Source organism: Algibacter sp., from assembly GCF_029245835.1.
Lineage (GTDB): Bacteria > Bacteroidota > Bacteroidia > Flavobacteriales > Flavobacteriaceae > Algibacter_B.
In genome coordinates this window covers 19,911-27,715 of record NZ_JAQWOO010000005.1, presented here as the reverse complement: position 1 = coordinate 27,715, position 7,805 = coordinate 19,911, and the positions used below count along the sequence as shown (strand labels likewise).

Annotated in this window: 8 protein-coding genes; 5 read left to right on the top strand and 3 right to left on the bottom strand. The window is 32.3% G+C overall.

Features of this window, described 5'->3' with window-relative positions:
* The coding region (locus tag P8K68_RS00695) for an integrase core domain-containing protein (protein WP_300247202.1) at positions 1-227 on the top strand (227 nt) is incomplete at its 5' end.
* A 197-nt stretch (positions 228-424) separates the two neighbouring features.
* Here the strand turns inward: P8K68_RS00695 and P8K68_RS00690 are convergent.
* Both P8K68_RS00690 and hemN read right to left on the bottom strand, forming a co-directional pair.
* On the bottom strand, positions 425-1,258 hold the full coding sequence (locus tag P8K68_RS00690; RefSeq protein ID WP_300247200.1) for a universal stress protein: 834 nt from the start codon (positions 1,256-1,258) through the stop codon (positions 425-427).
* Positions 1,259-1,345: 87 nt separating this feature from the next.
* Positions 1,346-2,710 carry an oxygen-independent coproporphyrinogen III oxidase gene (gene hemN, locus P8K68_RS00685; RefSeq protein ID WP_300247198.1) on the bottom strand — a complete coding sequence of 455 codons (1,365 nt, stop codon included), beginning with the start codon at positions 2,708-2,710 and terminating at the stop codon, positions 1,346-1,348.
* Between the two features lie 123 nt (positions 2,711-2,833).
* Here hemN and P8K68_RS00680 point away from each other — a divergent pair, with 123 nt between their 5' ends.
* A complete protein-coding gene (locus tag P8K68_RS00680) occupies positions 2,834-3,403 on the top strand; it encodes a superoxide dismutase family protein (protein ID WP_300247196.1) in 570 nt (189 codons plus the stop codon).
* A 43-nt stretch (positions 3,404-3,446) separates the two neighbouring features.
* On the top strand, positions 3,447-3,974 hold the full coding sequence (locus tag P8K68_RS00675; protein ID WP_300247194.1) for a CIA30 family protein: 528 nt from the start codon (positions 3,447-3,449) through the stop codon (positions 3,972-3,974).
* A 262-nt stretch (positions 3,975-4,236) separates the two neighbouring features.
* On the opposite strand, the gene P8K68_RS00670 is transcribed toward P8K68_RS00675, so the two are convergent.
* Positions 4,237-5,472 carry an FtsX-like permease family protein gene (locus P8K68_RS00670; RefSeq protein ID WP_300247192.1) on the bottom strand — a complete coding sequence of 412 codons (1,236 nt, stop codon included), beginning with the start codon at positions 5,470-5,472 and terminating at the stop codon, positions 4,237-4,239.
* An 8-nt stretch (positions 5,473-5,480) separates the two neighbouring features.
* Between P8K68_RS00670 and P8K68_RS00665 the strand changes: the two genes are divergently transcribed.
* Complete coding sequence (locus P8K68_RS00665; RefSeq protein WP_300247190.1) at positions 5,481-6,725, top strand: DUF1343 domain-containing protein; 1,245 nt, start codon at positions 5,481-5,483, stop codon at positions 6,723-6,725.
* Positions 6,722-7,786, top strand: a complete 1,065-nt coding sequence (locus P8K68_RS00660; protein WP_300247188.1) for a serine hydrolase domain-containing protein — start codon at positions 6,722-6,724, stop codon at positions 7,784-7,786. Before P8K68_RS00665 ends, P8K68_RS00660 begins: the two co-directional genes overlap by 4 nt.
* Positions 7,787-7,805 lie beyond the last annotated feature (19 nt).

The window sequence follows — 7,805 nt, the reverse complement described above, 5'->3', positions numbered from 1 at the left end:
GAAGCTATAGAAGAGGTGTTTTAAATAAATATATTTTTGAAACCATAGAACAAGTTAGAGTGCAAACACAAATATGGATGGATGATTATAATCATTTTAGACCTCATGATGCATTAGGAAAAATACCTCCAGTAAAATATGTAGAAATTAATTCTAATGGAGCTAGCTCCATTAGAATTAAAAATAATAAATTTGATAATATTAGAAATTTAAGCAGTTCTAATTAAGGGAAGCCTACACTTTTTAAGGGGCTTTTGTTTTTAGAGTGACCTATTTATTATCAAAATTTGAAGTCTGCTAAAGATCTAATTTGAAATGTAAAAACCACAACGTCCCTTACACAAACACGTTATTCTTTATTATGCCCCGTCCTAAAATAAAAGCTACATAATTTTAAAACTTATGTACTGAAACATCAAGCTAATTATATTTTAAACGTCATTACAGGCAATGTAGAATGGTTTGCTACATCTTCACCAATACTACCTTCAAAGAAATGTGCAAGTCCCTTTCTGCCGTGTGTTGGCATAACTATTAAATCTGCGCCTATTTTGTTAGCACAATTTAGTATCCCGTCTTCTACAGTATAATCAGATACATACTGGACATCTTCTAATTTCCCTAAACTACCTTCTGCTTTAGCGAAAAAATTAACCACTTTCTTTTCAATTTCTAAAGAACTCATAAACTTTTCGTTAGGTAAATTTACATGAACCATATATACTTTAGCACCTACATTATCGAACATTTTCACAGCATTTAAATACGGCTTTATAGTTTCTTCTGAAAAATCGCAAGCAAAGGCAATCACATCAAAATTAACATCAGATACATTATTTTTAACCACTAATACGGGAATATTAGCATTTCGCACCACACGCTCTGTATTGGATCCAACAAAAAACTCTGCTAAACCGTTTGTACCATGAGAGCCCATAACTATTAAGTCTGCATCTTGTTTTAGAGCGATATTATTAACCTCACTAAACACCTTAAAATGTTTGATTAATGGTGTAATTTTTACATCTGATAAATAATCTTTATCTAAAAATTTGTTAAACTTCTGTTCTGCCAATTGAAGAAAAAATGCTGCTTTTTGATTTTGAAGTCCATCTGAAGCCGATAGCATAATATCAGACATTTCTAGCATATGTAAAACCAACAATTCTGCTTTATGTTTCTTAGCTAATTTTGCTGCCGTTTTAAGTGCATATTCTGAATGTTCAGAAAAATCTATAGGTATAATAATTTTTTTCATGGTTTATTTTTTTAGGTTCCGGTTTACAAGTTAATGACAATTTAAACAGTAATAATTAATTTTGAAAATCAATGAATATATTTTTAATTAAACAGTCATTGAAAATAACTTCGTATTAGGCTGCTTACGTTGCAGTAACACATCAAACGCCATACATATATTTCGAATAAATGGCTGTCCGATTTTGGTGACTTTAATAGTATTAGAATGGATTTGAATCAACCCATCTTTTTCCATTTCTTTTAATTGAATTAAAGCGTCTGGTAACTCTTTAAAATACAGGTTTTCTTTTGTCCAAGAGGTTTCAAACTGGCACATTAAATTCAAAATATGTTTACGAATTATTAAATCTTCATTATTTAAAATATGACCTCTATAAACTGGTATAATATTATTATCTAGTAAGTTATAATAATCCTCAATACCTTTAACATTTTGGGCAAAACCATACCAACTATCGCTAATTGATGACACGCCTAAACCAATCATACTTTGTGTTTTTGAAGCGGTATAACCCATAAAATTTCTATGCAATTTGCCATCTATCATAGATTTATAAAGCGAATCTGTAGGTAAAGCAAAATGATCCATACCTATTTCTTTGTATCCAACCTCTGCTAGTAATTCTTTTCCCAACTCATATTGATTTCTTTTCTCTTCGGCAGAAGGTAAATCTTCATCATTAAACCCACGTTGTCCGTTGCCTTTTATCCACGGCACGTGTGCGTAACTATAAAATGCTAATCGGTCTGGAAGTAACGCTTTGGTTTTTAAAATGGTTTCTTCAATATGTTCTATCGTTTGATACGGTAACCCAAAGATAATATCATGCCCCACGGATGTATATCCTATTTCTCTAGCTAATTCTGTAGCTTTCTTTACATTCTCAAAGGGCTGAATTCTATGAATAGCTTTTTGTACGGTTTCGTTATAATCTTGCACGCCATAACTTACTCGTCTAAAACCAACATCAAATAAAGCCTGCAAATGCTCACGAGTTGTATTATTTGGATGACCTTCAAAACTAAACTCGTAGCCTACTGCTAATTCAGAAGTATTTAGAATTTCAATTATTAAATGTTTTAAATTTTCTGGACTAAAAAAGGTTGGTGTACCGCCACCTAAATGCAATTCTTTTATCAGGGGTTTTTCATCAAATAATTCTAAATACAATTGCCATTCTTTTAAAACGGCTTGTATATATGGAGACTCTACACTATGTTGTTTGGTAATCCGTTTGTTACATCCACAAAATGTACATAGGCTTTCGCAAAAGGGTAGGTGGATATATAAACTAATCCCTTCTTTTGCATTACTTTCTTTAAAAGATTGTATTAATGAACTTTTCCACTTTTTTAGCGAAAACGACTCTTGATTCCAATACGGAACCGTTGGATAACTCGTATAACGAGGACCCGCAATATTATATTTATTGACTAATGATTTTAACATACCTAACAATTCTATACCAAAATTATAGTAATTATTTAATTTAAAATATGACATATATCATGGTAACTCTTGCAATTCAGTTATTAATATCTTAACTTTCGATAAATAAAAATTACAAAAAAAATGAAAAAATTAAGTATCCTACTAATAGCACTAGCCATAGGTTTCACCTCTTGTAAAAAAGAAAAGAAAGAAGTAAAAACTGTTGAAACTGAGGTTATCGAAACTGCAGTAACTGCACCTAAAAAAATAAAAATAGCTTTAAACGCTAAAAGCGGTAGTAGCGTAAGCGGTAATGTGGTTTTTAAAGAAGCAGGTGGTGAAGTTAGTATGACTGCCATAATAAGTGGTTTAACACCAGGAGAACACGCCATCCATATTCACGCGTCTTCTGATTGCTCCTCTCCTGATGGAAAATCTGCTGGTGGTCATTGGAATCCTACAGCACAACCACATGGTAAATGGGGCGCAGAAACTGGTTTTCATAAAGGGGATATAGGCAATTTTACGGCTGATGAAAATGGAAACGGTACGATTTCATTTACTACAGATGAATGGTGTATTGGTTGTGGTGATGCCACTAAAGATATTCTTGGAAAAGGGATTATAGTGCACGCTGGTGTTGATGATTTAACATCGCAACCTTCTGGAGCTGCTGGTGCACGTGTAAGTTGTGCGGGTATTATTCAATAGTTACTATTTCATTAACTTGAGTCAATAAAATATGACAAATTAAATGAAGAATTTAGTACTGTTAATTTTACTAATAATACAAAACCCTATGACTCTATTTGATTTTGATTCTAAAAGCGATATTTCTAATTGGAAAATTGTTGACGACGTTGTTATGGGGGGGCGCTCTAAAGGTAATTTTAAAATTAACGACGCTGGTAATGGTTTTTTTTTCGGAGATGTTTCGTTAGAAAATAATGGTGGTTTTTCGATGGTGCAATATCGTTTTGATACCAAAAAAACTGATCCCTACTCTAAGGTTTGTATTAAATTGAAAGGTGATGGTAAAACCTATCAATTTAGAATAAAAGAAAATGATTCAGACTATTACTCTTATGTGGTTTCTTTTGATACTTCTAAAGATTGGGAAACTATAGAAATTCCATTTAAAAATATGTATCCTGCATTTCGTGGCAGAAAACTAGACACCCCTAATTTTTCAGGAAAACAAATGGAAATGATTGCTTTTTTAATTGGCAACAAGAACGCTGAAGTTTTTAACCTTGAAATTGAAAACATTGTTTTAAAATAGCTGTTATACGTTTTTTTAAGCAACCAATTACTTGCTCGATTTTTAATTATTTTTCTTTGTTTAAAGTGTCTTTTTCTATCACTCCATTGAATCTAAAAGGATTAAATAGTAGCTTAAATTCGCGTTAGGGATTGCAGTAGAAAGCCCACAGCCCGACAAAGGAGGTGCGAGGACTTGTAACGAAACATTTATGTTCATGAATTTTAAATATAAATGCCTGAATAAAAGCCCGACCCCTTGTGGTAACGCCATAAAAAATTAATTAATCGAACCGAATGGCTTTTACTGGAGAAATTTTTGTGATGATGTACGATGGCACAAGTAGCATGAGCAAACACAAAATTAAAGTACCAATATTTAGGGCTAAAATATACCCTAAACTGATATAAACTGGTGCTTCGGCTACATAATACACGCTTGGGTCTAGCGGGAAAAGTTTGAAATACTTTTGTGCAAATAATAAGCCTAAACCTAAAATATTACCCCACAATAAACCTAATAATATGAGGTACGAAGCATTGTATAGAAAAAGCTTTCGTATGCTCCAATTACTGCTGCCTAGTGTTTTTAAAACGCCTATCATTTTTGTTCGTTCTAAGATTAAAACGAGCAATGCGGTTATCATATTTATACCTGCAACAAGTATCATGATGCCGATTATGCCATAAATATTTTTATCAAAAATTTTAATCCATTCAAATATAGAATAATACTTATCGGTTATGGTTTGAGAGTCTAATAGCGAGGATATATTTTGATGAATTTCCGCACCCTTTTTATCGAGGGTACTATAATCGTTGATGAAAACTTCAAAATGGCCTACTTGGTCTTTGTCCCACCTATTGATACGTTGTAAATGACGAATATCTCCTATAAGGTATTGTGCATCTAATTCTTGAAATCCTGAATTGTAAATGCCAACAATGTTATAAGTAATAATATTTGGAAGCTTTTCAGGGTCGTTTTTCGCAAATATCATTTGAAAATTATCACCCACTTTAAAATGTAATCTGTTTGCTAAATATTTTGAAATAAGTACATCTTCGTTTCTTTTTTGTGTGTAGTCTGGGAGTTTTCCTTCTATAAGAAACTCTTTAAAATAACCCCAGTTATAATCTGCTCCTACGCCTTTTAGATACAGGCCTTCAAAATCAGTTTCGGTTCGGATTACTCCGAATTTTGAGGCTACACCTTGCACATAGCGAACCCCTTCTACAGCTTTGAAATCTGGATAAAAATCTTCGGTTTTTGATATTGGGATAACACTCTCTTGTGAGTTATTATTATCGTAATTTGTAATGGTTACATGACCATTAAATGCCACCACTTTATCGCGTATTTTTTGCTGTAAGCCAATGCCTGTTGCAATAGCAATCATCATAACAATAATTCCAATAGCAATTGCAGCGATACCAATTTTTATTATTGGTGCCGATATGCTACTTTTATACGCTTTACTACCAATAATGCGTTTAGCTAAAAAAAACTCGTAATTCAAAGTTGCTAATGAAATTTAATGTTTTCAAAAATACAGTTTTCCCAATAATTATAGGGATTGTTTTGGTAATGATTTCTTGTGCTTCTAAAGTAAAGAACGGCTTGAATGAAGAAACTGAGGTACCTAATCAATTTGAAAATGATAGTTCGATAGTTGTTGGTGCCAACCAGACTGAAATGTATTTGCCTTTATTGAAAGGAAAACGTATTGGAATTGTGGCGAATCAGACCTCAGTAATATTTAAAAATGATAACACTAATACACATTTAGTTGATTCTTTGGTTGCCCTAAATATGGACGTAAAAAAAGTGTTTTCTCCAGAACACGGTTTTAGGGGTCGTGTAGATGCTGGTGAAATAGTTAAAGATGATATTGATACTAAAACTAATCTACCTATTGTATCTCTTTACGGAAAAAATAAAAAACCTACTAAGGAACAACTTGAAGGTTTAGATATTGTAGTTTTTGATATTCAAGATATTGGAGTACGCTTTTACACTTATATTTCAACCTTGCACTATCTTATGGAAGCTTGTTCGGAAAACAATATTCCTGTATTAATTTTAGACAGACCAAACCCAAATGGGCAATATATAGATGGTCCAACTATGGAAAAACAACATCAAAGCTTTTTAGGCATGCATCCAATTCCTTTAGTTTATGGCATGACCATTGGTGAATATGCACAAATGGTTAATGGAGAAAAGTGGCTATCAAATGAAGCGCGATGTGATATAACGATTATTCCGTGTGCTAATTACACACATAATAAAACTTATAGTCTTTTAATTAGACCCTCCCCAAACATTCCTAATGACCAATCCATAAAATTGTATCCAAGTTTGGGCTTATTTGAAGGCACTAATGTAAATGCTGGACGCGGAACAGAATTTCAATTTCAACGTTATGGAGCACCTTTTTTAAATCCTGAAACTATGACGTTTACGTATACACCTCATGCAAATTTTGGAGCTAAACATCCAAAACATAAAAGTGAATTGTGTTATGGTGAAGATTTAAGTAATGCTACTATTAAAGATGAAATGACTTTGAAATGGATTATTAAAGCCTATGAAAACACAACAGATAAATCACTTTTTTTCTTAACCGATGGGTTTACAAAACATGCAGGAACTAATAAACTCCAAAAACAAATTGAAGCTGGATTATCTGAGGAAGCTATAAAAGCAACATGGCAAGATGACTTAGAACGCTTCAAAAAAACTCGTAAAACATACTTAATATATCCGTGAAACATATTTTAACTTCTTTAATATTATTCTTGACTTCAGCTGGATTTAACCTCAACGCAGACACCCTTGTTGATAAAAAAATTAATACCGCAAGAAAGCGTGCTAAAAAGTTTATGCGCCAACAAGGTATACCTGGAATGTCCATATCTGTATCTCAAAATGAGACATTAATATGGTCTAAAGGCTTTGGATATGCCAAACGTAAACCAAAAACTAAAGTTAATCCATCAAAAACACTTTTTAGAATTGCTAGTATTTCAAAATCAATTACAGCTTTAGCCCTTGCAAATTTAATAGATAATAATTCTATTAATTTAGATGAAAGCATTTACACGTATCTGCCTGATTATCCGAAAAAAAAATATGCTTTTTCCATTAGAGAATTAGGTGGACACATTGCAGGAATAAGACATTACAAAGGCAATGAGTTTACTATAAATAAAAAGATATCAATTACTGAAGGCGTGAAATTGTTTAAAAACGATCCGCTTTTATTTGAACCCTCAACTCAGTTTTCTTATAATACTTTTGGATATGTTTTACTAAGTGAAGTGATGCAAAAAATTTCGAAAACAGATTTTAATGATTTAGTAAAAAATACTGTTTTTAAACCTTTAGGAATGACTAACACCATGTTAGATGATTCTGAAATAGACGTTCCAAATACAAGTGATTTTTACAGAAAAAAACGCGTGCTTTCAACTCCTGTTGCAAACGAATATAAAGTTGCTGGCGGTGGTTTTTTATCGACATCAGAAGACCTAATCAAATTTGGAGAAGAAATAATTTCGCCTACAACAGTTTCTAAAAAAGCGTTGTCTGAAATGTTGACTTCCCAAATATTGAAATCTGGAAAAATTACGGGTTATGGTATTGGTTTTTCTGTTGAATACACAAAAAACAATACCCATAAATACTATCATACTGGTGGTGGTGTTGGGGCTACCACAATACTATTAATGTATCCTAAAGAAGGTGTCGTTATTTCTATACTAACAAACCGATCTGATATTGATATGGAAATACTAGTGAAGCAATTAGAAGCGATTTTTGTTGATTAAAAACTTTCTTAGCTAAAAA

What these genes read in the sequence shown, in the direction of transcription:
- P8K68_RS00690 (WP_300247200.1), bottom strand. Translation starts at nt 1,258, where the DNA reads ATGAAAAAAATTATTATACCTATAGATTTTTCTGAACATTCAGAATAT.
- hemN (WP_300247198.1), bottom strand. Translation starts at nt 2,710, where the DNA reads ATGTTAAAATCATTAGTCAATAAATATAATATTGCGGGTCCTCGTTAT.
- P8K68_RS00680 (WP_300247196.1), top strand. Translation starts at nt 2,834, where the DNA reads ATGAAAAAATTAAGTATCCTACTAATAGCACTAGCCATAGGTTTCACC.
- P8K68_RS00675 (WP_300247194.1), top strand. Translation starts at nt 3,447, where the DNA reads ATGAAGAATTTAGTACTGTTAATTTTACTAATAATACAAAACCCTATG.
- P8K68_RS00665 (WP_300247190.1), top strand. Translation starts at nt 5,481, where the DNA reads ATGAAATTTAATGTTTTCAAAAATACAGTTTTCCCAATAATTATAGGG.